The organism is Pseudarthrobacter sp. 01T43 (assembly GCF_056398665.1).
Genome location: NZ_JBFTPV010000020.1, coordinates 1 through 25595, shown reverse-complemented (window position 1 = coordinate 25595; position 25595 = coordinate 1). Strand labels below are relative to the sequence as shown.

General features: G+C 65.5%; 25 protein-coding genes. 7 read left to right on the top strand and 18 right to left on the bottom strand.

The genetic code is table 11. From position 1 onward, the window contains the following. Positions 1-128: 128 nt before the first annotated feature. The 7 genes from AC1DIM_RS15625 to AC1DIM_RS15595 form a co-directional block, all read right to left on the bottom strand. Positions 129-2174 (bottom strand): LuxR C-terminal-related transcriptional regulator, encoded by a 2046-nt coding sequence (locus tag AC1DIM_RS15625; RefSeq protein WP_477711416.1) that lies wholly within the window; start codon positions 2172-2174, stop codon positions 129-131. Then, positions 2171-4309, bottom strand: coding sequence for an Hsp70 family protein (locus AC1DIM_RS15620; RefSeq protein WP_477711415.1), 2139 nt, complete (start codon positions 4307-4309; stop codon positions 2171-2173). Before AC1DIM_RS15620 ends, AC1DIM_RS15625 begins: the two co-directional genes overlap by 4 nt. 156 nt (positions 4310-4465) lie before the next feature. After that, positions 4466-5599 carry a c-type cytochrome biogenesis protein CcsB gene (ccsB, locus tag AC1DIM_RS15615; RefSeq protein ID WP_477711414.1) on the bottom strand — a complete coding sequence of 378 codons (1134 nt, stop codon included), beginning with the start codon at positions 5597-5599 and terminating at the stop codon, positions 4466-4468. Then, entirely contained in the window at positions 5599-7323 is a 1725-nt protein-coding gene (gene resB, locus AC1DIM_RS15610) for a cytochrome c biogenesis protein ResB (RefSeq protein WP_477711413.1), read from the bottom strand. Before resB ends, ccsB begins: the two co-directional genes overlap by 1 nt. After that, a complete protein-coding gene (locus AC1DIM_RS15605; RefSeq protein WP_477711412.1) occupies positions 7323-8078 on the bottom strand; it encodes a cytochrome c biogenesis CcdA family protein in 756 nt (251 codons plus the stop codon). The genes resB and AC1DIM_RS15605 overlap by 1 nt, the downstream gene beginning before the upstream one ends. Positions 8079-8093: 15 nt before the next feature. Next, entirely contained in the window at positions 8094-8723 is a 630-nt protein-coding gene (locus tag AC1DIM_RS15600; RefSeq protein ID WP_477711411.1) for a TlpA family protein disulfide reductase, read from the bottom strand. Position 8724: 1 nt separating this feature from the next. Beyond that, positions 8725-9405 (bottom strand): histidine phosphatase family protein, encoded by a 681-nt coding sequence (locus AC1DIM_RS15595; protein WP_477711410.1) that lies wholly within the window; start codon positions 9403-9405, stop codon positions 8725-8727. A gap of 196 nt (positions 9406-9601) precedes the next feature. Between AC1DIM_RS15595 and AC1DIM_RS15590 the strand changes: the two genes are divergently transcribed. The 3 genes from AC1DIM_RS15590 to AC1DIM_RS15580 all read left to right on the top strand — a co-directional run bounded on the left by AC1DIM_RS15590 (position 9602) and on the right by AC1DIM_RS15580 (position 11839). Further along, positions 9602-10150: a YceI family protein gene (locus AC1DIM_RS15590; protein ID WP_477711409.1), complete on the top strand. Its 549-nt coding sequence runs from the start codon at positions 9602-9604 to the stop codon at positions 10148-10150. Positions 10151-10352: 202 nt separating this feature from the next. Beyond that, a complete protein-coding gene (locus tag AC1DIM_RS15585) occupies positions 10353-10847 on the top strand; it encodes a hypothetical protein (RefSeq protein WP_477711408.1) in 495 nt (164 codons plus the stop codon). Between the two features lie 227 nt (positions 10848-11074). Continuing rightward, positions 11075-11839: a hypothetical protein gene (locus tag AC1DIM_RS15580; protein WP_477711407.1), complete on the top strand. Its 765-nt coding sequence runs from the start codon at positions 11075-11077 to the stop codon at positions 11837-11839. 60 nt (positions 11840-11899) lie between these two features. Here AC1DIM_RS15580 and AC1DIM_RS15575 read toward each other — a convergent pair whose 3' ends face one another. Both AC1DIM_RS15575 and AC1DIM_RS15570 read right to left on the bottom strand, forming a co-directional pair. Continuing rightward, positions 11900-12607, bottom strand: a complete 708-nt coding sequence (locus AC1DIM_RS15575; protein WP_477711406.1) for a redox-sensing transcriptional repressor Rex — start codon at positions 12605-12607, stop codon at positions 11900-11902. 90 nt (positions 12608-12697) lie between these two features. After that, complete coding sequence (locus AC1DIM_RS15570) at positions 12698-12952, bottom strand: glutaredoxin family protein (protein WP_477711405.1); 255 nt, start codon at positions 12950-12952, stop codon at positions 12698-12700. 114 nt (positions 12953-13066) lie between these two features. On the opposite strand from AC1DIM_RS15570, the gene AC1DIM_RS15565 reads away from it, so the two are divergent. Next, entirely contained in the window at positions 13067-13885 is an 819-nt protein-coding gene (locus AC1DIM_RS15565) for an HAD family hydrolase (protein WP_477711404.1), read from the top strand. A gap of 145 nt (positions 13886-14030) precedes the next feature. Here AC1DIM_RS15565 and AC1DIM_RS15560 read toward each other — a convergent pair whose 3' ends face one another. The 8 genes from AC1DIM_RS15560 to AC1DIM_RS15525 form a co-directional block, all read right to left on the bottom strand. Further along, positions 14031-14129: a 30S ribosomal protein bS22 gene (locus tag AC1DIM_RS15560; protein WP_003792170.1), complete on the bottom strand. Its 99-nt coding sequence runs from the start codon at positions 14127-14129 to the stop codon at positions 14031-14033. 174 nt (positions 14130-14303) lie between these two features. Then, complete coding sequence (locus AC1DIM_RS15555) at positions 14304-14516, bottom strand: helix-turn-helix domain-containing protein (RefSeq protein WP_477711403.1); 213 nt, start codon at positions 14514-14516, stop codon at positions 14304-14306. 141 nt (positions 14517-14657) lie between these two features. Further along, positions 14658-15764 carry a 3-deoxy-7-phosphoheptulonate synthase gene (locus tag AC1DIM_RS15550; protein ID WP_477711402.1) on the bottom strand — a complete coding sequence of 369 codons (1107 nt, stop codon included), beginning with the start codon at positions 15762-15764 and terminating at the stop codon, positions 14658-14660. Positions 15765-16094: 330 nt separating this feature from the next. After that, entirely contained in the window at positions 16095-17114 is a 1020-nt protein-coding gene (locus tag AC1DIM_RS15545) for an acetylxylan esterase (protein ID WP_477711401.1), read from the bottom strand. Positions 17115-17160: 46 nt separating this feature from the next. Beyond that, a complete protein-coding gene (locus tag AC1DIM_RS15540; RefSeq protein WP_477711400.1) occupies positions 17161-18675 on the bottom strand; it encodes a rhamnulokinase in 1515 nt (504 codons plus the stop codon). After that, complete coding sequence (locus tag AC1DIM_RS15535) at positions 18672-20708, bottom strand: bifunctional aldolase/short-chain dehydrogenase (protein WP_477711399.1); 2037 nt, start codon at positions 20706-20708, stop codon at positions 18672-18674. The genes AC1DIM_RS15540 and AC1DIM_RS15535 overlap by 4 nt, the downstream gene beginning before the upstream one ends. Positions 20709-20712: 4 nt before the next feature. Further along, positions 20713-21879 (bottom strand): L-rhamnose isomerase, encoded by a 1167-nt coding sequence (gene rhaI / locus AC1DIM_RS15530; protein ID WP_477711398.1) that lies wholly within the window; start codon positions 21877-21879, stop codon positions 20713-20715. Between the two features lie 88 nt (positions 21880-21967). Next, positions 21968-22324 (bottom strand): L-rhamnose mutarotase, encoded by a 357-nt coding sequence (locus AC1DIM_RS15525; protein WP_477711397.1) that lies wholly within the window; start codon positions 22322-22324, stop codon positions 21968-21970. A 227-nt stretch (positions 22325-22551) separates the two neighbouring features. On the opposite strand from AC1DIM_RS15525, the gene AC1DIM_RS15520 reads away from it, so the two are divergent. After that, the gene (locus AC1DIM_RS15520; protein WP_477711396.1) at positions 22552-23598 is read left to right on the top strand and encodes a LacI family DNA-binding transcriptional regulator; all 1047 of its coding nucleotides are present in this window, start codon (positions 22552-22554) and stop codon (positions 23596-23598) included. 53 nt (positions 23599-23651) lie between these two features. On the opposite strand, the gene AC1DIM_RS15515 is transcribed toward AC1DIM_RS15520, so the two are convergent. Then, positions 23652-24026 (bottom strand): DUF3846 domain-containing protein, encoded by a 375-nt coding sequence (locus tag AC1DIM_RS15515; RefSeq protein WP_477711395.1) that lies wholly within the window; start codon positions 24024-24026, stop codon positions 23652-23654. 145 nt (positions 24027-24171) lie between these two features. On the opposite strand from AC1DIM_RS15515, the gene AC1DIM_RS15510 reads away from it, so the two are divergent. Together AC1DIM_RS15510 and AC1DIM_RS15505 are read left to right on the top strand one after the other, a co-directional pair. Beyond that, positions 24172-24546 carry a hypothetical protein gene (locus AC1DIM_RS15510; protein WP_477711394.1) on the top strand — a complete coding sequence of 125 codons (375 nt, stop codon included), beginning with the start codon at positions 24172-24174 and terminating at the stop codon, positions 24544-24546. 314 nt (positions 24547-24860) lie between these two features. Further along, positions 24861-25595, top strand: a 735-nt coding sequence (locus AC1DIM_RS15505) for a DUF222 domain-containing protein (RefSeq protein WP_477711393.1), incomplete at its 3' end; no start/stop codon positions are given.

Sequence of the window (25595 nt, the reverse complement as noted above, 5' to 3'; positions counted from 1 at the left end):
CTGGCCACACTGCCTGGCTTGAATCAAACCTAAGGTCCCGCACCCGGACCTGGCATCGGGTCGTTTCCCCCTACCGGGGAGGCCCCTGCCGGGGCTCTGGCTGCCCCACCGTTAGGGGTATTAGGGGATCACTCATGCTGGGTGTCATCGGGTCCCAGGGCAAGCCGCAGCCTGACAAGGAGATCGGAGCGGTTTTCGGCGCCCAGGCGCCGGCGCATACGCGCAATATGGTGCTCGGCAGTACGCGGGGAAATGTAAATTGCTTCCCCGATTTCCCGGTAGGTTTTTCCTTCCAGCACCAGCCTTGCAACTTCCTTTTCGCGTTCGCTCAGCATGGACGCATCCGGCTGGCCGGCGCCATTCACCTGGTCCGCGTAAGGTCCGCTGCGGACCTCCTGTTGCCCGCTGGGGCTCGGCCCGGCAGAGTTCCCCTGCGGATGGAGGTCCCGGGCACAGGACAGCAGGCGCACCATGTCCTTGCGCTCATCTGCCCGCGCTGCGGCGTGGCCGGCCAGTCTGGCCCCTTCCCAAGGCATTCCGACGGCGTTCAGTCCCCGGGCCGCGGCCTCCACGTCCGCGGCCTGGAACCTTCCAGCAAGAACCGATACCCACGCTTTGCCCGCAGCGGCCAGCCGCAAGGCAAGGTGGCTGTGGTCGGCTGCGCGGGCCAGCGCCGAGGCGTGGGGGGCCAGGTCGCTGGGGCTCTCACTCAACAGTGCTGCCTGGACGGCAGCCCAATGCAGGGGCAGGGCCCATAGCGGCGGCTCCCCCAAGTCCCGCAAGAGCTTCCACGCTTCGTCAAGGTAATGGGAGACGCGTCTGGTCTCCCTCAGCCGGGCCGCAGTGATCATCAGTTCCCCCCACGGCAGCAGGCTGTACAGGTCAACAGTGGTGTGCAGCATGGCTTCGCGGGCGCGTTCCCAAGCCAGTACCAGGTCATGGACTTCGCCGCTCCTGCGGGCCAGGCCCACTTCCAAGGCCGCGCAGAGGAACTCGTCACGGGGTACCAGCGGCCAATGGTTGGCCTTGGAGGCCTCATTGATGGCCAGCCTGGCTTCGTCGGGGTTGTCCTGTTGCATGGCCGACCACGCCTGAAGCAGGAAAAGCCGGGGCTTGGCGGCGTCGCCTCCCTGACCCGCCGCGGCGGCGGCCCGTGCAATGGTTTCCGCGAGGTGCGGCTCACCGCTGTGCAGGGCCACAAGCGCGGCCAAGGCACCGGGTGTCTCCGGAACGGGCAACGCTGCTCCCGACGCGTTCAACATGTCCGACGCATGGATGAGGGTGGGGAGCCCTTGATGCGGACCTGCGGACAACGATTCCACAATGCCATGGGCTGTCTGCGCTTGGGCCACGGCCAGGAGTGTAGGCGATTCCGCTGCAGAGCCAGCCGGGAACATTGCCTCTGCACCCGAACGGTTCCCACAGCCAATCATCGCAACCGCGGCAGCCGGGGCGGACGGCCCTATCCTCGCCGGGCCCAACCAGGTGTACACGTCAGCGCCGCGTGCCAGCATCCCCCGCTGCGCCCAGACAGCGGCTGCCACATCCACTCCGAGGCGGAGGTCAGGAGGATCCGGGCTCATGAGTAGCCCATCGATGATCCGCCCCGCAGCATCCAGGTCCCCAGTGGCCGAAGCTGCCTGGGCGCGGCGGGCCGCAGTGCCCAGCTCATCGGCTCCCGCGAGCAAGGCCTCTTCATACAGCTGGGAGGCTAGGCCCGGGTTGTGCTCCAGCGCCCTGTCCCCGGCCTTTTCCAGTTCGGCTGCGACGCGGCGGTCCGCCAGCCCGCTCCGCGCCAGCTCGCGGGCAAATTCGCCGAGGGGACGGCCGTCCGCAGCGAAGCGGCCCACGAGTTCGCGCTGCAGTGCATGGACCCGTGGAGTGGGTGTAGACGTCAGAAGGGCATGTTGGGCGGTCCCTACCACTGTGCCGTCCGCGCTAAGAAGCCCTGACGATTCAGCCCGCGCCACCAACGCTCCGAGGCTCTCCACCTCACCGTCGGCAACCCTGCGCTCAAGTTCCTGCGGCAGCGGTCCAGGGAGGGTGAATCCCACCGACAATGCCAGCAGGAGTTCCCTGACTGCGGCGTTTTCCCCTTGGAGTTGGTCCGCCACACGCTGGGGGTTGGCGGGCGGTGTCGGGTCCTGAGCCCGCGCGGTCTGACGGGGTATCATGCGTCACCCGCCGGCACGTTGGTCGGAGCAGCGCCGGCCGTAGCCAGCGTGGCCTTCGGGGTTGAGGCGGAATCCGTTGCGGTGGGTTGCGGTGCCGGCGTGGTTGGCGCCGGCTCGAGGTTGGGTGTCAGCGTCGGATCCGATGTTGTTGGTGGCGGCGTCGTGGCGGGGGGCGATCCCACCGGCGGCGTCGCAGGCGGTGTCGTCGCAGGCGGTGTCGTCGGAGGCGGTGTCGTCGCAGACGGTGTCGTCGTGGGCGGTGCCGTCGCAGGCGCCGGTTCCACGGCTGGGGTCGTCGCAGGCGCATCCTTTGTGGGAGTCCCGGGCGTTCCCGGCGCGGCTACCTGGGTGGGAACGCTTGACGTCCCCTTCCCTCCTGGCGTGGACCCCGCGGCCCCGCCGCCGGGCGTCGAACCGCCCGCCGTCGAACCGCCCGGTGTCGAACCGCCCGGTGTCGAACTGCCCGGTGTCGAGCCGGGCGCGGGTGATGCCGACCCGGAAGGCCTGCTGGTGTGCGATGCTGCCGCTTCGATTCCCGCTGGCGTGGCCGGGGTGGCCGCTGCCGGCTTCTTCGCGCTGGCCTCAATGCCTGGCTCGGACTGCTGTGGCTCGCCCTGGGCTGCGGCGGCAGGGCCACCCGCCTGTGCGCCGCCACCGGCATCCGTTGCAGCCTGGGCGCCAGGCAACGACTGCGGGGCGAACATCGCCGTGAGGCTTCCCAGCCCCTCCGGGTTCCCCGCCGCGGTGGCAGTCAGGATGGTGAACAGGGCCGCCCCGGCAGCCACTGCAGTAAGCCGGATGGCCGGCCGTGGGGCATGTGCTCCGCCCTTCGCACCATGGGCGTGGCCCACGGCATGTGCATGGCTGGCGCCAACGCCCCTGGCACCGTCGCCAGCAGCGGCGGCGGTGCCAGCCAAAGAGCCAAACGCTGCCCCGGACTTGCGGGACCAGCTGGCACGGCGGTCATCGCCGTGCGGCTCAACAGCTACATCAGCCGGCGCGGGAATCCCAGGGACCCCATCAGCGGCTACACGGGGATCCACTGCGACCGGCGGGGCGGCCCGGATCGCTGCCGCGACTGCGCCGAGGCAGATGGAAGACTTGGGGTCTGCGTCGACGGCGATGGGCCGGTCCAGCTGTTCCGAGATCAGCTGCGCCACCAAGGGAATCCGTGACGAACCGCCAATCAGGAGCACCGCGGTCAGGTCAGCCCGCTCCAGGCCAAGTTGTTCCAAGGACCGTTCAAGGGCATCCACGGTTTCGCGGATCGACTCATCGATCATCGCCTCGAACTCGGAACGGACCAGCCGCACCTGCTGCTGCGTGCCTGGCAGGAACACCGAAATGCTCGCCTCACTGTCGGCCGAGAGCGCTTCCTTGGCCTCCACGCATTCACGCTTGAGCCGGGCCAGCGCCGCCAGCGCGCCCGGGTCATCCGGGTCAAGGGCTCTCAAAGCATCGCCTGTGTGGGCTGCGACGTGGCGGAGCACTTCGGCATCGAAGTCGGCACCGCCAAGCCCTTCGATGCCCTCCGGGCTGCCCAGGAGTGCGAAACGGCCGTTGCCGTCCTTCCGCAGGATTGCCGTGTCAAAGGTTCCCCCGCCCAGATCGTAAACGGCAACGGTGCTGCCGTCCTCCACACGCATCTGGGAGGCATAGTGCAGTGCCGCCGCTTCCGGTTCGCTGATAAGCGTGACGTTGTGCAGCCCCCTGGCGGCGAGTGCTGCCAGGACCGCCGAGGTCCGGTGTCCGCCCCAGGCCGCAGGGTGCGAGACGATGATTTCCGACGGCGGGGCGCCCTCGCGTTCTGCGGCCCTGTCCACAACCCAGTGGGCCATGGTGGCAAAGATGTCTTCAGCCTGAAGTGAGAGTGTGCCCACGGCCAGGGGGACGCTGTCGCCGATCCGGCGTTTGAACTCACGCACCACCCGGCCGGGATCGTCCAAACCGCGGCGGTCTGCAGCCTCCCCCACCAGGACGGGGCCCTCTTCGGGGTAGTACACCACAGACGGGACCGACGTACCGCGGAGCCCCAACGGCAGGCTCTCCGGAACCGACTGGGCGCCCTGGTCATTCTTGGCAATGGCGGCGGCAGTGAAACTGGTCCCGACATCAATGGCGAGAATGTAACTCATGGGTACCTCGGGAGAACGCAGCAGGCCGGTCCGCGAGCTTCATCACGGACGAGCTTCAACCAAGGTAGCATCACCGCCTGCCGGGCAACACCCTGATTTGTACACCGATTGGCGTATTACCTCAAAACACTACGGGTGCCGGAAGGAAACTCCTGCTCAGAGGCCTGAGTAGGAGTGCAGGCCGTTGAAGAACTGGTTAACAATCGTGAAGTTGAAGACGACGCAGAGGTACCCGACAATCGACAACCAGGCAGCCCGGGTCCCGGTCCAGCCGCGGGTGGCACGGGCGTGGAGGTAGCCGGCGTAGACCACCCAGATCACAAAAGTCCAGACTTCCTTGGTGTCCCAGCCCCAGAACCGGCCCCAGGCCTTTTCGGCCCAGATGGCGCCGAACATCAGGGTGAAGGTCCAGCCGATGAAAGCGATGGCGTTGATCCGGTAGGACAGGTTTTCCAGGCTCAAAGCGGAAGGAACCAGCCGCATGAAGCCAAGCTTGTCGGCACCTCCCGCGGCAATGCTCTTTTGCCGGTGGGACTGGACCAGCTGCAGCGCGGACATGGCAAAAGTCAGGGTGAAGAGCGCCGAGGACATCACGGCGATGGAGACATGGATGACCAGCCAATAGCTCTGCAGGGCCGGGACCAGGTGGCCCACCGGGGTCCAGTAAGCAACGGAAGCGGCCACCAGCATGACGATCGCGAGCCCCACAACGAACGTGCCCAGGAACCGCAGGTCGCGGCGGATCAGCACCAGCAGGAAGACGGCCACGGCCACAAAGGCACCTGTGGTGAGGAACTCGTACATGTTGCCCCACGGCACGCGGCCGGCACCCAGGGCACGGGTGACAACACCGGCACCGTGGATCAGGACACCGAGAACGGTCAGGGCGACAGCCACCCGGGCCGGAACTCGGCGTTCCCCCGCGTAGCGCATGTCGGCGTCGGCCGTTTGCCCTGCTGCGGAGCCAGTTCCTGCCTGCTTGGCAGCGGACGACGACGGCCGTTCAGCCCGTCCGGCCGGCCCGGCCAGGTGCGAATCCACACGGTTCGCTCCCGCGCCAGCGTCAAGGGAAGTGCCGGCAGACGCACCTACTCCGGCGCCTACCGGAACCTTGGCCCCGGCTCCTGCCCCTGCAGCCTCCGCTGCCTTGAGGTCAACGGCGCGCAACATCTTGCTGCTCTTGGCCAAATCCCAGGCGAAGGCGATGAAGGCCACGGTATAGGTGCCGGCGGCGAGCAGCATCAGCAGTTCACTGTATGCGCCCATGGTTTCGTTGATGACGAAAGGCATTACTGGTCCTTTGTGGGTCCGGCGAAGCCGGTGGGGATGGTGACGGAGTCTGCGCCATTATCGCCTTGGCGGCTGGGAGTTTGCTGGGTGGAGTCGGAATCTTCAAGCTGCCACTCTTCGCTGAGCAACTTGCGGACGGCCTGCGCCTCGGCGGCCAGGCGGTGGTCTTCGCCGCGGGCCAGGAGCCCGTATTCCACCATGGTCCGGCCGTCCTCGTGCGTCCCGGTGCGGACCCAGACGCGGCGGCGGTTGACGTACAGCGAAACGATGAGCCCTCCCACGGCCAGCAGGGCGAAGATCAGGGCCGAGACCTGGCCGGGGTTGTGGTGGATGTCCACGCCGACGTACCGCTTCACGCCGTCGAAGCTGATGCTGCCCTTGCCGTCCGGGAGGGTGTAGGTGCTGCCGGGTGCCAGGGTGATGCCGCCGGCGGCCAGCTTGCGGTTGTTGAGCGGCGTGAGCTTCGAAACGTCCAGTTCGAAGACGTTCTGCGGCGCGCCGTTATCAAGGCCAAGGTTGCCGAAGTAGGAGTTCAGGGTCAGCTGCGGGTTGAACAGGTCCGGATCGCCGCTGAACGACACACCGGCGTCGGTGACGAATGCGGTGGGCAGGAAGAACCCGACGAAGCCCAGCTGCTCCGGCCGGGCATCGGGAACCTTGATGACCACGGAGGAGTAGTAGTTCTCGCCCTGGAGCTTGGCCACCACGGGACCCTGCATGGCCACGTTGCCGGCGCCGTCGCGGATGGTCACCACGGGGGCGTAGCCGTTGCCGGTGAGGTAGATGCTGGTGCCACCCAGGGTGACGGGGTCGTTGACCTTCAGGGTTTCCTGCTTTGCAGGCGCGTCCGGGGTTTCCTTGGTGGTGACCTGGGCGTTGAAGTCGATGGGCTGGCCGAACTTGCCCGGGGACTCGCGGTCGAAAGTGACGTCGAATTTGTCCAGCTGGATGGAGTAGGGCTGCAGCTGGCTGGACTGGAAGTTGGTGCCGGGGGTGAACTGGTCATAGCCCACCAGGGTGTTCACGAACGTATCGCCCTCAACGAGGATGCGCTGTCCGCTGTAACCGAACAGGCCGCCGATGGCCACGGATACCAGCACGCCGATCAGGGAGGTGTGGAACACCAGGTTCCCCACCTCTTTGGCGAAGCCGCGCTCGGCACCCAAAGACGGCCGCGCGCCGTCGTCGTCCCTCACCTCAACGCGGTAGCCGCGCTTCCGGAGCAGCCCCGCAGCGCTGTTAATGGCGTCCGACGCCGGGAGGCCGGCGCTGGCGGGGACCACCAGGGTGCCGTACTCAGGGAGGCGGGAGAGCCTTTTGGGGGTCCGCGGCGGCTGGGAGCGCATGGCCTTGTAGTGGGCGATGGCGCGCGGCACCACGCAGCCGATCAGCGAGATGAACAGGAGGATGTAGATGGCCGAGAACCACGCGGAGGAGTAGACCTCGAACAGCTGCAGGGTGTCCAGCAGTTTCCCGTAGTCCCCGTTGTCCTTGATGTACTGCGTCACCACGAAGGGGTTGACGGGGCGCTGCGGGAACAGCGAACCCGGCACCGCGGCAACCGCCAGCAGGAGCAGGAGGAACAGCGCCGTGCGCATGCTGGTCARCTGGGTCCAGGCCCAGCGCACCATCCCCAGGGGCCCCAGGACGGGGAGGGCCGCTTCAGGCTTGGCAGCGGCCACGGGGGCCGGGGATTTCTTGTTTGCTTTCACGCGCTCGCTCATCAGATCGGCAACTTCACATCAGTTTGGAACCAGTACTGCAGTTCGGTGACCCAGGAACCCCAGACGCCGCTGGCCATCAGCAGGCCGAGCACCACCAGGATGCCGCCACCGATCCGCTGGATCGCCAGGCGGTGCTGGCGGAAAAAGGACATCACGCCCATGCCCCGCCGGACGGCCAAGGCAATCAGCAGGAACGGGATGCCCAGGCCCAGGCTGTAGACGAACGCCAGGAAGGCGCCCTTGGCTGCGGACGAACCGCCGGACAGGCTCAGCAGCTGGACCGCCGAGTAGGTGGGGCCGATGCACGGGGCCCAGCCCAGGCCGAAGGTGAGGCCCAGCAGGGGCGCCCCCCACAGGCCGGCTGGCGGTTTCGCGTGGATCTTGGCGTCCCGCTGCAGCCACCCGAGCCCGCCCATGAACACAACGCCCATGATGATCACCAGGATCCCCAGGAGCTGGGTGATCCAGGCGTTCTGGGAGCCTGTAATCAAGGTGCCGAGCTGGCCGAAGGCGCCGCCCAGCAGCACAAAGATCACCGAGAATCCCAGTACAAACAGCCCGATGCCCGCGAACATCCGGCCGCGCTTTTGTTTTTGCAGGTCCACCCCGCTCAGGCCGGTCACGTAGCCCAGGTAGCCAGGCACCAGCGGCAGCACGCATGGCGACAGGAAGGACACCAGGCCGGCGAGCAAAGCAACCGGAATGGCAAGCAGCAGCGAGCCGTTCAGGATGGTTTCAGCGAAAGGGCTGTTCACGGTCCGGCGCCGCCGCTACTCTGCCACGGCGGCGGCGACGAGGGCTTTGAGGGTGCCCTTCTGGATTTCGCCGAGCACGCGCGAGGCCACCCGGCCCTGCTTATCCAGGACCAGTGTGGTGGGGACCGCGCCGGGCGGGACAATCCCGGAGACGGCCAGGAGCACGCCGCCGTTCTTGTCATCGAAGCTGGGGTAGGTCAGGTTGAAGGTCTTGTCGAAGGCCTCGGCCGTGGCTTTTTCGTCACGGAGGTTAACGCCGAAGAACTGCACACCCTGGTCCTTGAACTCCTGGTGCAGCTCTTCGAGGATGGGCGCTTCAACCCGGCAGGGAGCACACGCGGCGAACCAGAAGTTCAGCACCGTCACCTTGCCCTGGAAGTCGGCGGGGGTGACCGTTGTGCCGTTGAACAGGGTGCCGTTGATGGCGACGCCGGCTTTGCGGTCTCCTGCCGCGAATTCCGTCACGGAGCCGTCGCCGGCGATGTAGTTCTTGTTGTCACCGGCCTTCGCCTGCTTGGCGAGGGCATCCTCCTGCGCGCAGGCGGAGAGCCCGAGGGTGAGGGCGGTCAGGGCGGCGCCGCCGGCGGCCAGGACGGCGCGGCGGGACATTGGGCGGCCGGACGGAGCGAGCGGGGTACTTTTCATCTCACGCCCCCGGGGTGGTGGCAGCACCGGGAAGAAGGGCGGCAGCGGGCTCGCTGTACTCAACGCGCAGGAGGGAGCCGTCGTCGTCGAACACCAGTGAGGTGATGGACGTCAGCGTGCACTCGCGCTTGCGGGGGTCATGCCAGAGCGGACGGCCTTCGGCGCTCAGGCGCGTGGCCCAGATGGGGAGCTGGTGGCTGACCATGATGGCCTCGGGCCCATTGGTTCCATAGTCCGCGCCGGCAAGTTCGATGGCCCGGAGCCTGGCGTCCTCGACGGCGGCCCGGACACGCACGGCCTGTTCCTTGTACGGCTCGCCCCAGGATGGCCGGAGCGGGTTGATCAGGTGCGGCCAGTGCTTGGGCTTGCGCAGCTCGGCCTTGGTGACCTTCATGCCCTGGAAGTAGTTCTCCGCCTCGATGATGCGCTCGTCAGTGTGAACCTCAAGGTGCAGAACCTCCGCCGTGGGGGCTGCGGTCTCCTGCGCCCTGACCAGCGGCGACGCTGCCAAGTAGACGATCCGCGCACCCTCTGCGGCGCGCTCGGCAAAGTGCGCGGCCAGGGTCTGCGCCATCTCCCTACCCAGCTCTGAGAGGTGGAATTCGGGCAGCCGTCCGTACAGAACGCCGTCGGGATTATGGACCTCGCCGTGGCGGAGCAGATGGACAGTGGCTTGGGGCATGTGTACCAGTTTCTCAAAGATGGCGTGCGATCCGAAATCTTCTACATTCCGTAGAACTGAAACACTGGGAAAAAAGTTCCTGAACAAGGAACAAAACATGCAAATGCATGCTTATAGTGAATGTAGCGGATAGTTGAGAGTTCAACCGATCAACGTATCCGGAAGTACCACCCGACAAACCCAAGGAGAAACACCAATGGCTCTTCCCGCAGACGTCACCACCGGCACCTGGACCCTCGACAACTCGCACAGCGAAATCGGCTTCACTGTTCGCCACGCCGGCATCAGCAAGGTCCGCGGCCAGTTCAAGGATGCGGCAGCAACCCTGGACCTCGCCGAAAACGTGGCCGATTCGAAGATCAGCGCCACCATCCAGACCGCCAGCTTCGACTCGGGCGACGCCAACCGCGACGGCCACGTCCGCGGCGAAGATTTCTTCGACGTCGAGAAGTTCCCCGAAATCTCCTTCGTCTCCAACGGACTGGTGGCTGCCGGCAACAGCTACGAACTGACCGGAGAACTCACCATCAAGGGCATCACCCGTCCGGTCACCCTGGAAACCGAATTCAACGGCGTGGCCGTTGACCCGTTCGGGATGACCCGCGCCGGCGTTTCCGCCGAAACCACCATCAGCCGCAAGGACTTCGGCCTGACCTGGAACGCCATCCTCGACGCCGGCGGCGTGCTGGTCAGCGACAAGGTGGCCATCAACCTGGAGCTGGCGTTCATCGCCCCCGCAGCGTAATTTCTTCAGCTGCTTAGGCGCTCTTCAGTGGCTGACAGAGTTATTCAGTAGCTGACTGCGCTCTTCAATAGCTCACAGCGCCGCGCCCGGCCGTCAGGATCACACGATCCCGGTGGCCGGGCGCGCGGTGTTTAAGGCCGTGTTCAGTTCCTGGATCCAGCAGGGCACTCCGTCTCAGGACACGCCGTCTACAGTGAGAGCCATGAGCAACCCGAGTCAGTTCCAGATGCCCACCGACGGTCCCCGCAGCTTCAACGACATTATGCCCAAGCGTGGTCTTTCCGGCATGTTCAGCGTGACCGGACTCCCCACCGAGCTCAAAGTCTCCTACTGGATCTGGCTCATCGGCGGCATGCTGGGGGTTATGGGCGGCTTCTTCGGCTTGCTTGCCACCTTGGCCCTGTTCACTGTCGCCCCCGGATTGGCCGCTTTGCTACTCCTCCTGGTTCTGGTGGCAGTCGCGCTGGCTGCCGCGCAGATTATCCTCGCCCTGAAGATGAAGGAAGGTAAGGAGTGGGCCCGGCTGGCGCTCACCATCGTTGCCGGCGTCTCACTGGTCCTGGCGCTTATCGGCGGCAGTGTGGGCGGAGGCATAGGCAACAACTGGCTCGGATTCCTGATCAGCGCCGCCGCAACAGTCCTGATGTGGCTTCCCAACTCGCAGGCCTGGTTCACTGCCGTCAAGGGCCGCGCTTAAGCGGTCCGTTGAGGACAGCTCCCCAGCGGGCCGCCCAAACACTTTGGCAGGTCCATTTTCGCAGGTCCAGCGGCTCTTTTCGGGTCTCAGCGCAGGCGGGAATACCTCTTTGGAATGACCCACCTTGGCACAGCCGGGGGGTACGGTTGAAGTAAGCCGTACTGGGGGCAGGGCCAGTGGACTGCACCCAGCAGCCGAACTGACTTCCAACCTGCAAAGGACCGCTCATGAGCACCCCCGTCCCGCCTCCCGTCCCGAACGAGCCTGAGCCCGGCAACCAGCCGCCAGCGCCCCGTTATGGTGCTAACAGCCCACAGCCAGAGCAGAACACGCCGCAGTACGGCCAGAACGCCCCGCAGTACGGACAGAACCCGCCTCCCGCACCGCAGTATGGACAGAACGCCCCACAGGCGCCGCAGTACGGGCAGCCGGCTCCCCCCGCCTACGGCCAGCAGCCGTACGGCCAGTCCCCCTACGCCCAGTACCCTTCGGAGAAGCCGCAGGCCACCGGCTCCAATGGCGTTCCGCAGCTGGTCAACATCTCTTTCTGGCTCCTGATCGCCGCCGCCGCGGTGTTTGTCATTTCCATGCTTATGGGCATCCCGATGCTCGATGACCCGGCAACGCGCAGGGCCTTTGATGATGCCATGCGCAGCAGCGGCGCCACCGGCGCTCAGTTCAACTTCGAGGAGTTCAAGAGCGCTCTCGCCGGAATGCTGGTAGCGGTCGCCATCGTGGGAGCCGGCCTGTACCTGCTGGTGGCCTTCTTCATCCGCAAGGGCAAGAACTGGGCCCGGATCCTGGGGACGGTGTTCGCCGCGCTGTCCGTCTTTAGCCTCTTCCAGGTGCCGAGCTTCGGGACGCTGGGAACCCTGGCAGGCATCGCGGCGATTGTCCTGCTGTACCTGCGAACCAGCTCTCCTTATTTCCGCAAGCAGCAGCAGCCTTTCGCCAACCCCTACACCACGCCGGGTAACCCGTACGGGCAGTAGGTTCCACGCAGTAACCCACACCTCAACGGGCGTGGACCCTACCGGCCGCCGCTGGACAACTTAGGTGGTCTGGTCCGGGGTCTGCGCCCGTTGCGCGTGGTAGGCCAGGATCTGCAGTTCGGTGGCCATGTCCACCTTGCGGAGATTGACGCCGTCGGGGACCTGCAGCATGACGGGAGCGAAGCTCAGGATGCTGTGGACGCCGGCCGCCACCACGCGGTCACAGACTGCCTGCGCCACCGCGGCTGGCAGCGCGAGGACCACCATGTTGGCGCCAGTCCGCTGCAGCACTGCTTCCAGATCCGCGACGTCGCTGACGCGCAGCCAGCCCACTTCGTTTCCCACCACAAGCTGGTCGGCGTCGAAAATTGCCACCACATCAAAGCCGCGGGACTCAAAGCCGCCGTAACCGGCCAATGCCTTGCCCAGGTTGCCGGCGCCAACAATGGCAACTTTCCAATCGTGGGTCAGGCCCAGGGCGGCGGAGATGTGGCGGCTAAGGTACTGCACTTCGTAGCCGACGCCGCGCGTACCGTAGGAGCCCACGTAGGACAGGTCTTTGCGGAGGGTTGAGGAGCTGACGCCCGAGGCTTCCGCCAGGGACTCCGAGGACACCCGCTCCACGCCGTCGGCCAGCATCGTGTTCAGGGCGCGCAGGTAGATGGTCAGCCTGGCCACTGCAGCGGGCGGAATCTGTTTGGCGGCCTCCCCTGCAGGCGCCGCCACCGTACCGTCTACGGCCCGGGGAGACGAATCCAGTGAACTCACTTTCCCCTCCATTGCCTCGCGTTGTGACTCCACTCTAGATGCCCGCCACCGCTGCCAACAAAGCCAGCGTCACGGTGCGCAATCGGTTGCCTAATGGCCCAGCGCACGTTGGAGGACCCGCGCCAAGCGAGCTTCGTCGATCTTCCAGAAGTCGCGCTGGACGCCATCCACCAGCACCACCGGGATTTCCTCGGCGTACCGTTCACGCAGTTCAGGCAGTTCGTCAACCTGCTGTTCCGTCCACCCAAGTCCCATTGCGGATGTAACGCGTTCGACGGCGTCGCGCGCGTCTGCGCACAGGTGACAGTTTGCCTTGGTGATGAGGACTACCTCCGGTTTTGCCATGCTTTAACCGTATCGCCCTTTAGGGGCGGCCAGCGGGACGGACAGCGCTGCGAACCGTCCCGCCAGCGCCTGCGCTGGAATCTGCGCAGCCGACTATTGACTAGACTCGTGGACATGCCCGAGGAGAAGTACGTCGCTGTAGTCACCCAGCCGGATGCGGTGATGCAGACCGGCGAAGCGGCCTTCTTCGACGTCGACAACACACTCATGAAGGGTGCCAGCCTTTTCCATGTCGCCCGCAAGATGCACCAGCGCGGCGCCTTTACCCTGGTCCAGGCGGCCGGGTTTGCATGGAAACAGTTCAAATTCGTGGCGCGCGGCGAGAATATGGACGATGTCCATGCGGTCMGCGATTCGGCACTTACCCTCGCAGCGGGCATCCCGGTGGCCGACATCAAGGCACTGGGCGAAGAGGTGTACGACGAAATGATCGCCTCCAGGATCTGGCCCGGCGCGAAGGCCTTGGCGCAGCAGCACCTGCGCGTTGGACGGCGCGTCTGGCTCGTTACGGCCACCCCCATCGAAGTTGCCACCGTCATCTCCACCCGGTTGGGCCTTACCGGAGCTCTGGGCACTGTTGGCGAGGTGGCCGACGGCATGTACACCGGCCGGTTGGTGGGTGACATCCTGCACGGCGCTGCCAAGGCTGTGGCAGTCCGGGAGTTGGCCGACGCCGAGGCGCTGGACCTCAGGCGGTGCTGGGCCTACAGCGATTCCTATAACGACATCCCGCTGCTGACACTCGTCGGGCACCCCGTGGCCATCAATCCCGATTCGAAGCTGCGCCGCCACGCCCGTGATCACAACTGGCCGGTCTACGATTTCCGCTCCGGCCGCCGCGCCGCCACCCTTGGCCTGAAGGCAGCAACAGCCGGCGGCGTGGTCTACGGACTTTGGAAGGGCTTCGCCCGGATCCGCGGCCCCCGCATCTAGGTAGCAGCAGATGTCGGTATGAGCTCTCATACCGACATCTGCTGCTACCCAGTTGGGCACAGTTGGGCCCAGTTGAGGGCCCAGGCAAACAAAAATGCCCGCTGCCGGGAAGGCAACGGGCATTTTCACGCTTGTCGAAGTATCTCTACTTCTTATTACGGCGCTGGTGACGGGTCTTGCGAAGCAGCTTGCGGTGCTTCTTCTTGGCCATACGCTTGCGACGCTTCTTAATAACTGAACCCACGAAAGTTCCTCACAAACTAGATGCAGCACCTGTCTGATGGAAAAGGTCCGTGGACAGAGCTACAGACAAAAAACAACTGACAGATTCTTACAATGACGTAAAACGTTCCTTAACAGGGTACCGCTTCTTTGCGGCGGCCACTGACCGTGGCCGTCCCACAGGCCGTAATAGTGCTCAGGCCGTTTCGGTGCGCCCGTCCACAACAGCGCCTTTAAGGTACTGTTCTACGGCACTTTCCGGCACCCGGTACGACCGGCCGAAACGCACCGCGGGCATTTCGCCGGAATGGACCAGCCGGTATACGGTCATTTTGGAGACGCGCATGACCTCGGCCACTTCGGCCACGGTCAGGAACTTCGCGTTCGAGAAGTTCTGTTCTGCGGACATTTCCCTATTCCTTTGCTGACGGATGATGACTAACCCCAGCTGTGTTCCATTGCGGTGTGCCGATGCTGAGCCATCCACCAACCATGTGATAGATACTCTAGAGGTTCATGGGGCTGTAGTGAAAGTCATTCGGAGCATTCGCTATGCAATACGGCGTTTCCGGGCGGAGGCTGCGAGCTGGTCGAGCACGGAAACAGAGACGTCCCACTCCATGCACGCGTCCGTCACGCTCTGCCCGTAGACCAACCCGGACGTGCCCGCGGCGTGCTCGGCCACATCCAGGTTCTGTGCGCCGCCCACTAAGAAGCTTTCCAGCATGACGCCGGCGACGGCCTGCGCCGCCTGGCCGCCTTCCTCGAGCTGGGCACCGATTTCCAGCGCCACCTCAGCCTGCCGGTGGTGGCTCTTTCCGCTGTTCGCGTGGCTTGCGTCCACGATCAACCGGGGGTTGAGGCCCTTTTTAGCGAGCTTGGCAGAGGCACCTTCGACGTCGGCGGCCGAGTAGTTGGGTCCCTTGCGTCCGCCGCGGAGGATGACGTGCGTGTCAGGATTCCCGGCGGTGGCCACCAGTGCGGCGCGGCCATCGCCGTCGATTCCCAGGAAAGCCTGGGCTGCCGCGGCGGCGCCGCATGCGTCGACCGCAACCTGGAGGTCGCCGTCGGTCCCGTTCTTGAAACCGATGGGCATGGACAGCCCCGACGCGAGCTGGCGATGAATCTGGCTCTCCGTGGTGCGGGCTCCGATGGCTCCCCAGGAGATGAGGTCCGCCATGTACTGCGGGCTGATGGGCTCGAGGAATTCGGTGGCGGTGGGCAGTCCCAGCGCGGTGACCTGCTGCAGGAACCTCCGGGCCGTCCGGAGGCCGGTAGCCATGTCGTGGCTGCCGTCCAGGCGGGGATCGTTGATGAGGCCCTTCCAGCCCACGGTGGTGCGCGGCTTCTCGAAGTAGGTCCGCATAACGATCAGCAGGTCTTCCTTGTGCTTCTCCGCCTGGCTGACCAGCCGGCGGGCGTATTCGAGACCGGCCTTGGGATCGTGGATGGAACAGGGGCCTACGATGACCAGAAGGCGGTCGTCCACGCCGTCCATGATGGCGCGGACTTCATCACGGCCGCGTTCGACGACGTCCGTCACCCTTTCGTCCAGCGGCAACTCGGCGATGAGTTCCGCGGGCGTGGGCAGCGGTGTGAATTCGCTGACGCGCAGGTTGGACGTGGATTTTGCGGGAGTGGCGGTTGCGGGGCTCATGCTCGGGGTCCTGTTCCAGATAGGAAGCGGGCCCAGATCAGAACCCGCCGGAGAAATGGCGAAGGGCAGAGAATAATCTCTGCCCTGTTGGCTCTGAAGGAAGTTGGATGCGTGTCAGTTAGACGCGGGCTCCTCCAGAGCCAACGAAAAATACGCATACCAACGGTTTGTCATAGGCAGACGATAACCGCACGCTTTGGCCCCGGCAAAATCGGCGGCGTCACACACCGAAATCCCAGTGCGCCCACGCCGCCCCAACCAGGTAGCAGTAGGTGTCGGGTTGAAGCCTCAATACGTAGTTGGGCCGGGTAACGGGTAGGCGCCGGATGGTCAGCCCAGGAGCTTGCGGAGGTACTGCAGCTGTTTGATCCAGTGGTGCTCCTGACCGCCTTCGTGGTTGTTGAACCGGTAGACGTCGATCTCCTTGACCGCCCCGGTCGCCGACGAATTGCCTGCCCCCGAACCGTAGGCGTTGAAGCTGGCGAAAACCGTGGAGGGCGGGCAGACATCATCCATCAGCGCCACGGAGTACAGGGCCGGGGCAGTGGCTGCCCGAGCGAGGTTCACGCCGTCGAAATAGTTCAGAACCTCCAGCATCGGCTCGTACCGGTCCCGGTGCCGGCCCAGGAAAGCGGCAATTTCCGGATAGGGGCCACGGGGTGCGGTGTCGATCGCCCGGGGGAAGTCCTGCAGGAACGGGACGTCTGGCAGCGCGGCGATGACGCCGTCGAGCCTTCCGGCCACCAGCCCGGCAACGGCCACCACTATGCCGCCACCCTGGCTGATTCCGGTCAGGATCACCTTCGAAGCATCCACCCCGGGATGGGACTGCGCGGCTTCCACGGCCCGGAACGCGTCGACGTAGACACGCCGGTAGTAGTAGTCCTCTCGGCTGCCGGCACCGCGGGTCATGAGTCCGGCATACGCCACCTCACCGGCGGACGGGTGCGGGTCTGGCGTTTCGCCCACGATCCCGCCGAAGCCCTGGCCCCGGGTGTCCATCATGAAGTGCGCGTAGCCGGCCTGCGCCCACTTAGTGTCCTGATTGACCAGGCCGCGCCCGCCTGAGTAGCCGACGTACTGCACGACGACGGGCAGCCGGCTCCCAGCCTGTCGGTTCGCCGGGAGGTGCAGCCAGGCCTTGATCGGCGCACCGCCAAAGCCCGCGAAGGTGACGTCGAAGGTGTCGATCACGGACAAGTGGTTCTCCACCTGCTCGAACGTGGCCCCGAGCGGGTGCGTCCGCGCTTCCTCGATGGTCGCGTCCCAGAAGTCCCGCAGGTCCGCGGGCGCTGTGACGCTTGAGGTGTAGCCGCGGAGCTGCGCAAGGGGCAGGTCGAAGAGGGGCATGGTTGGCCGGTCCTGTCTCGTCTGGAATTCCTCTGGAGATCCTATGTCATACAACTGTGCGGCGGCAGCCCGGGGCCAACCCGGCGACCTGCGGTGCAAACGTATGAAGCCGATGAGACGCCGCCACCAACCGGCGCAGACCGACGAGTCCGCCGGTGACCCGTCCGGCGGCTCGGGCTTGCACGAGGATGTTGCCGAGCGCCGTGGCCTCGACCGGGCCCGCGATGACGCGTTTGCCGGTGGCGTCCGCGGTGAGCTGGCAGAGCAGTCGGTTTTGGGAGCCGCCGCCCACGATATGCACCACGTCCACGGTGCGGCCCGCGAGGCGTTCGGCGTCTCGGATCGTCCGGGCGTAGCCGGTGGCGAGGCTGTCCATGATGCAGCGGGTGATGGCTGCGGGGTTGTCTGGCAGGATGTCGCCGGTGTGGCGGATGGCGGCGCGGATGCGTTCGGGCATGTTGTCCGGGGCGATGAAATAGGGATCATCCGGGTTGATCTGCGGGCCGCCCGGTGGCAGCGCCGCGGCGGCGTTGAGCAGGGTATCGAGATCCGGCGTGAACCCCTCCTGCGCCCAGGTGCGCTGGCATTCGCTGAGCAGCCAAAGGCCGCCCATGTTGCGGAGGTAGCGGATGGTGCCGTCCACGCCGCGCTCGTTGGTGAAGTTTGCTTCCCGGCTGGCCTCGGTCAGGACCGGATGCTTGAGCTCGAGCCCTACCAGCGACCAGGTGCCGGAGGAGATGTAGGCGAAGGTCTCCGCGTCGGCCGCGGATGCCCCGGCGGGGACGGCGACGACGGCGGAGGCGGTGTCGTGCGAGCCGACGGCCACCGCCTTGGTTGTCTGGTCCAGTCCCGTGCGGGATGCGATGCCCGGGAGCAGTGTGCCGACGGTTTCGCCCGGTTCAATCAGCGGCGGAAACAGGTCCTTGGGCAGGCCTAGGGCGGTGAGGAATTCGGTGGCCCACTCCCCCGCGACGGCGTCGAACAGGCCTGTGGTGGAGGCGTTGGTGGATTCGGTGCGGCGTTGTCCCGTCAGGAGGAACGCGATCAGGTCCGGGATGAGCAGCGCCTGCAGACCCTTCAGGTCCGGCTCGGTGGCGAGCTGGTAGATCGTGTTGAACTGCAGGAACTGCAGGCCCGTGGTGCCGTAAAGCCGGACAGGGTCCAGTTTCTGGTGCACGGGCGCGACGGCGGCGCGGCTGCGGTCATCGCGGTAGCTGTACGGCTGCGCGATCAGCTCCCCCGCCGTGTTGACGAGGCCATAATCCACCGCCCAGGTGTCAATGCCGATGCTGGTGATGGTTTCGCCGCGCTCCCCGGCGACGCGGGCCGCGGCAGCGAGGCCGGTGAGGACTTCCGCGAACAGGGCGTCGAAGTCCCAGCGGAGGCCGCCGTCGACCTCCACTACACCGTTGGGAAACCGGTGCACCACGTCTAGTCCCACGCTCGATGCGGCGGAGGCACCGCGGTCGATCCGGCCCAGAATGACCCTGCCCGAGGAGGCCCCGATGTCGACGGCGGCGAACACACCGCCGTCGACATCAGTGGTTGAAATGCCGCTCATCGCAGGAAGGCTGCTGCGACGCCGGCGTCCACGGGGATGTGGAGTCCTGTGGTGTGGGACAGTTCGGCGCTGGTGAGCACGGCGGCGGCGTTGGCCACGTGCTCGGGCAGGACCTCGCGTTTGAGCAAGGTTCGCTGGGCGTAGTACTTGCCCAGTTCCTGCTCGTCCACTCCGTAGACAGCGGCGCGTTTGGCGCCCCAGCCGCCCGCGAAGATGCCCGAGCCGCGGACCACGCCGTCGGGGTTGATGCCGTTGACGCGGATCCCGTACTCGCCCAACTCGGCCGCGAGGAGCCGGACCTGGTGGGCCTGGTCTGCCTTGGTGGCGGAGTAGGCGATGTTGTTCGGCCCAGCGAATACGGAGTTCTTGGACGAGATGTAGATGATGTCCCCGCCCATGTCCTGGCTGATCATGACCTTCGCCGCGGCCTTGGAGACCAGGAAGGAGCCCTTGGCCATGACGTTGTGCTGCAGGTCCCAGTCCTTCTCTGTGGTTTCGAGCAGCGGCTTGGAGACGGACAGGCCGGCGTTGTTGACCACCAGGTCCAGCCCACCGAAGGCCAGCACGGCTTCCTGGATGGCCGCGGCGATCTGGGCTTCGTCGGTCACGTCAGTCTGGACACCGATGGCGACGTCCGCGCCGCCCAGCTCATCGGCGACCTTCTGCGCGTTCTCAAGGTTCAGGTCGGCAATGACCACGCACGCGCCGTCGGACGCCAACCGGGTGGCGATCGCCTTGCCGATGCCCGACGCCGCGCCCGTGACCAGCGCGATGCGGGTCGCGTGGGACTTAGGCTTGGGCAGGCGGGCGAGCTTGGCTTCCTCGAGGGACCAGTATTCGATCCGGAACTTCTCGGATTCCTCGATCGGGGCGTAGGTGGAGATCGCCTCGGCCCCGCGCATCACGTTGATGGCGTTGAGGTAGAACTCGCCGGCAACGCGGGCGGTCTGCTTGTTCGCCCCGAAGGAGAACATGCCCACGCCAGGGACCAGCACGATGGCCGGGTCCGCGCCGCGCAGCGCCGGGGAATCCGGGGTCGCGTGGCGGTCGTAGTAGGCCTGGTAATCCTCACGGTAGGCGGTGTGGAGTTCCTTCAGCCGGCTGATCGATTCCTCGATGGAGGCGTCGGCGGGCAGGTCCAGGATCAGCGGCTTGACCTTGGTGCGCAGGAAGTGGTCCGGGCAGGACGTGCCAAGGGCGCCCAGACGCGCATGCTCCGCAGACTCCAGGAATTCAAGCACGACGGCGTCATCGCTGAAGTGCCCCAGCTGCGGCTTGTCCGTGGAAGCCAGCCCACGGATCACCGGAGCGAGGGTGGCAGCCTTCGCGCGCCGTTCTGCCTCCGGCAGCGGACCGTAGCCCTTGAGCTGCGCGCCGAAGGGCTCGGCCTTGCCGTTGGCCTCGATGTAGTTCTCGGCCTGCTCGATGATCCACAGCGAGTTGGCTTCAGCCTCTTGTGACGTGGAGCCCCAGGCGGTGATGCCGTGGCCGCCCAGGATGGTGCCGATAGCCTGCGGGTTGGCGTCCTTGATCGCCGCGATGTCCAGGCCCAGCTGAAAACCGGGCCGGCGCCACGGCACCCACACCACCTTGTCGCCAAAGACCTTGGAGGTCAGCGCCTCGCCGTCCACGGCGGTGGCAATCGCGATCCCGGAGTCCGGGTGCAGGTGGTCAACGTGCGCGGCATCCACCAGGCCATGCATGGCGGTATCGATCGACGGCGCGGCGCCGCCCTTGCCATGCAGGCAGTAATCAAAAGCGGCCACCATCTCATCTTCGCGGTCCACCCCGGGGTAGACGTTCTTCAGCGCAGTCAGCCGGTCCAGGCGGAGGACGGCCAGGTTGCCGGCCTTCAGCGTGCCCAGGTCCCCGCCGGAGCCCTTGACCCACAGCAGCTGAACATCCTCACCCGTCACCGGGTCCTTCTCCGTGCCCTTGGCCGAGGTGTTGCCGCCGGCGAAGTTGGTGTTCCGCTTGTCCGCACCCAGGCGGTTGGAACGGGAAATCAGGTCTTCAACAGTCTTGTTAGTCATGCTCTTAGGCGCCCCATCCGGCTTGCTGGCCGCCTGCGCGGTCCTCGTTGATCTGTTTCTGGTAACCGCTGGCCTTGAACGCGGCCATCGGGTCCGCGGGCAGGCCGCGGGCTTCACGCCAGTCGGCCAGGATGGGCCGGACGTCGGTGTAGAAGGCGTCGTTGAAGATGCCGTTGGCGGCCAGAACATCGCCGCTGCGCTGGGCCTCACCCAGGGCTGCGGTGTCCACCAGCAGGGCGCGGGCCGTCATCTCCTGGACATTGAGCACCGAGCGGATCTGGCCCGGGATCTTCTCTTCCAGGTTGTGGCACTGATCCAGCATCAACGCAACGCCGGACTCCTTCCCGAAGCCGCCGCCGCGGATGACCTCGTACATGATCCGGAACAGCTGGAACGGGTCGGCCGCCCCCACGATCAGGTCATCATCGGCGTAGAAGCGGGAGTTGAAGTCAAAGGAGCCCAGCTTGCCCAAGCGCAGCAACTGCATCACGATGAACTCGATGTTGGTGCCCGGCGCGTGGTGGCCGGTATCCAGGCAGACCAACGCCTTCTCCCCCAACGCCAGGGTCTGCGCATAGGAAGTACCCCAGTCCGGAACRTCGGTGTGGTAAAAAGCCGGCTCGAAGAACTTGTATTCCAGGACCAGGCGCTGGTTYYCGCCCAGKCCYGCRTAGATCTCCTGCAGGGAYTCSGCSAGSCGGTCCTGGCGGCCGCGCATATCRTCCTGGCCMGGGTAGTTCGTGCCGTCCGCCAGCCAGACCTTCAGATCCTGCGAGCCCGTGGCGTGCATGATCTCGATGCACTCCAAGTGGTGGGCGATGGCCCGGCGCCGCACCGACTCGTTAGAGGACGTCAGGGAACCGAACTTGTACTCGTCATCCTGGAACGTGTTGGAGTTGATGGTGCCAAGGCCCACGCCAAGACCAGCCGCGTATTCTTTCAGGGCCGCGTAGTCATCCACCTTGTCCCACGGGATATGCAGCGCCACAGTGGGGGCCAGCCCGGTCAGCTCGTGCACCTTCGCGGCATCCACGATCTTCTCCTGCACCGTCCGCGGCGTGCCCGGCGTGCCGAACACCTTGAACCTCGTGCCCGAGTTTCCATAGGCCCACGAAGGGACCTCGATGGCAAGCTCCCCGAGCCTGCCCAGCGCCGTTGCTACGTCATTCATGATGGTTCTTTCCGGTCGGTGATGCTGTGATCAATACGTACTGGGTTGCCAGTGCGGTGCCAGGTTTCGGCCCTGCTGGAGCCGGTGACTAGCGCGCGGTGGCTTCCGTCACGGCCAGCTGATCATCAAGGTTGAAAACTTCCTCGAGAACCTGGAACCCTTCGTCTGGCGCCCGGTCAGGGTTCTCTGGATTGTCGAACAATCCGGCCATCTCGGCCTGCCAACGGGCGTTAACTCTGGTCAGCGCCATCTGCGCCTTGACGGCGTCGAAATCGTCGCATTCGAGGTACCCGATCAGGAGCCCGTCCGCGCCGAGGAACAGCGAATAGTTACGCCACCCCGCCGCTTGGAGTGCGCGCAGCATCTCCGGCCACACAGCCGCGTGCCGCCGTCGGTATTCGTCGATCAGTTGCGGCTGGACCGACGAGCGGAAACACACCCTCATCTGCGCCTCTCCTGAATTTTCATGATTTGAATCGTTTCATTGTTACGATTCAAAGTACCCTTGAGGCAAATAGGTGTCAAGCAATCCCCGGCCCGCTGACCCAACTAGGTAGCAGCAGGTGTCGTTATGACCTCTCAAAACGACACCTGCTGCTACCTAGTTGGGGGCGTTCGCCTGTTACGGAACCCGGGGAAAGTACTGCACGCGGCAAATCAGCACGGAGGACCATGAATCGCTCAGCCAGCATCAAGGACGTCGCCAACCAGGCCGGCGTGGCTGTGGGAACAGTGTCCAACGTCCTCAATTACCCGGACAGAGTGTCTCCCCGGACCAAAGAGCGGGTGCAGCAGGCTATCGATGAGCTGGGCTTCGTCCGCAACGACGCCGCCCGGCAGTTGCGGGCAGGTCACAGCAGAACCATTGGGCTGATCGTGCTCGACGTTGGCAATCCGTTCTTCACGGCGGTAGTGCGTGCGGCCGAAGATGCCGCCGCGCTCCAGGGCAGCGCAGTCTTGCTGGGCGACAGCGGCCATGACGCGAGCCGCGAATCCAGCTACATCGACCTCTTCCAGGAGCAGCGCGTGCAAGGCCTATTGATCTCTCCTGTCGGAGACGTCACCGGCCGAATTGACCAGCTCCGGGAACGCGGCATCCCTACCGTCCTCGTGGACCGGCTTGCCGATGAGAGCAAGTACAGTTCCGTCTCTGTGGACGACGACGCCGGGGGCTACCTCGCCGCGCGGCACCTGTTGGACACCGGCCGCCGCCGGCTCGCCTTTGTGGGAGGTCCCACCATCATCCGCCAGATCACGGACCGGCTCCAGGGTGCGGAGCGCGCTGTGAAGGAAGAAGCCGACGCCACCCTGGAGGTTCTGGATTCGGACGGGCAAACCGTGCTGGCTGGTCGGAGCGTGGGCGACATGCTAGTCGAGCGAGGACGTGGCGAACTGCCGGATGGCATCTTCTGTGCCAATGATCTGCTGGCCCTCGGCGTGATGCAGTCGCTGGCCATGACGCACCGGTTAAGGATTCCCGAGGACGTTGCCCTCATCGGCTATGACGACATCGATTTTGCTGCCTCCGCCGTTGTGCCACTCTCTTCCATCCGCCAACCCACGGAGGCGCTGGGACGGACCGCCGTCGAACTCCTGGTGGCGGAAGCTGAAGCTGACAGCCCGAACCACCGGGCGGTCATCTTCACCCCCGAGTTGGTGGTGCGCGAGAGCTCGGGCGCAGCCCAAAGTACAGCCGGCGCTGCCGCCGAGATCCGGTAGTAACAGCCATTCAGGTTGCCAACGAAGGCTGATGACGCACTCCGGACGCCGTACTAGGCGGCCAGCGGCATCCCAAAAAGCTCCTCGGCCCGCCTGACAAGATGCTCCGGCACGTCCATTTCTCCCCGGTGTTCATCATTTCCCAGGAAAACGGCACATCCGCGTGCGGCTCCGGCCAAGTCAAGGCCCCGGTCATAGGTCAACTGGGCTGCGCGCAGGTTCAACGGCAGGTCCCGGATCATGCCTTCCGCGTTGAGGTAGACATGCCAGTCGCCGCGCGTGATCGACCCAATATCGCCCTCAACCAATTCCTGAAGGTTCTTCAGAGTGGCTTCGATCGGCTCAACGCGAACTGGTTCTCCGGTGCGGGCCGGGATTATTAGTGCTGTAAACATGGTGTTCATTTTTCGTCCTATGGTTTTAACCACCGCCGGGAGCCGGATGTTCCCCGCCCAAGGCCCGAGGCGATACAGCGGAGGCCGGCAGGGAAGGTGCTGCGGCGCCAGGACCACAAGCCCGGCGGCAGGGGGTTGACGCAACCTGTAGGGTGCACCTCAAGGGCAAAGGACACCCATGGATTACGCCAATTTTTCGATCAGCTTCCCGGTGATGCTTGTCGCTGTTCCCCTCACCGTCATGGTCGGCATTATCACTTTGGTCCTTGCCCGAAGGAAGAAGCGGCTTCTTGCCTTGCTCGTCGGGATCTCATCCGTCCTCCTGATCGCTGGATGGGTCCTGGCCAGCGGGTACATCGAAACCGCCAGGACCAACGCGATGCTGAGGGTTGCAGATCAGCTCGCAGTCCCCGAGGGGTTCGACTCCGGCCAGGCCGAGGACTTCAGGGGGAAAGAGTGGTCAGCGCGACCGCCTTCCTGCCGTGCATGGCTGTTACTGCCTACTGCCCGTCCCTGCACCGCCAGTGGTCCGGCCCCGAACTCCTCGAACTGACCCGGGYGGACTTGGAAGAGGTCATCCGGCGCAGCGGCTGGCAGGGCACGCTCCTAATTGACTACCAGCACTGCAGACTCACCTACACGAACAGCAACACCGTCAGCTGCTCGGCCGAAGGTGTCCTCGGGGATTTTGACACAACGCTGAGATTCTCACAGACCAGGGGCAGCCCATGGTGGTTGGGACTCTCGATGGAACCTGCCCGGTGACGGCCCCCTCCTTTGAACGTCGCCGCCGGGAGCGGCGTGAGTTCCACACAACAGAAGCCCGACGGCGGCAATAATGTCGTACCCGCGCGGCAGAGTATTCCCATGGAGGCTTTGACGGAGCGGCTTGCGGGGAACGGCGGTAGTTCCGCGGTGCCTGCGCCCGCGAGCCTGGCTACGGCGATCGCGGTGGTCCGCGCCGCGGTGGCCGCCGCCCCGGACCACCTGGCCATGGCCGGCTACGTTGAGGCCGCCGAGTTCGCCGCCCAGGTCGAGGAGCTCTCCCGTTCCGTGGACTACGCCCAGATCCTCTCCGCAGGGGCCGTGGACCGCACCCGAACCCAGGCCATCACCAACGATGGGGACGTGAGGGCTGTTCCATGCTCCCCGGCGGACGACGGCTGCAAAAACACCGCCGAGTTCCTCCGGGTCCGGCTGCGGATCGGGCTCGGCGAAGCCAAACGCCGCCTCCACCTCGCCCACGCTATCCTGCCCGAAACCACCCTCACCGGAGACCGGATCCCCCCGGCCCGCGAACACCTCGCTGCAGCCTTCACCCCCGCCGTCGAGGAACCCTGCACCGAGGAGACTACGGAACCTGCGTTCCCGGCCGGTTCCGGGCCGGTGCTCTCCTCCCGGGCCGGGACCATCATCACCGCCACCCTGGACCGCCTCAAACACCACACCACCGCCGAGACCCTGAACCGGATCGAACACGACCTCACCCGCACCGCCGCGACCGCCGACCCCGACTTCCTCGCCCGCGTTGCCCGCCGCTGGGCCGACACCCTCGACACCGACGGCACCGAACCCACCGAAGAAGCCCTCCGCCACACCCAA